Here is a 234-nt window from a genome sequence, read left to right on the forward strand (position 1 = left end):
CGGCTCGTCCAGGCCCGGGCGTGATCATGGCCATGCACCGAACATTGGCTCGCACAGTTGCAGGCGCTGAACGCCATCCGTGACGCGGTCGTCGCTTGCTGATCCGAGGCTCCCCAGGCGGCGTAACCGCCAAAGCTGCGAACCGGCGACCAGTCCGGCATTGCCGGCGGCGGGACGGCTTCGTCGAGCGACTTGAAGTCGCCGGCGCCATAGACCACCTTGCCGCCAACGATG

The 234-nt window shown here is 67.5% G+C and carries 1 pseudogene; it reads right to left on the reverse strand.

Annotated elements, in window-relative coordinates:
• Positions 1 to 234: pseudogene (locus RMT89_RS45535) on the reverse strand (hypothetical protein); the annotation flags it as partial.

This window comes from Streptomyces sp. P17, from assembly GCF_032436805.1.
Classification (GTDB): Bacteria; Actinomycetota; Actinomycetes; order Streptomycetales; family Streptomycetaceae; genus Streptomyces.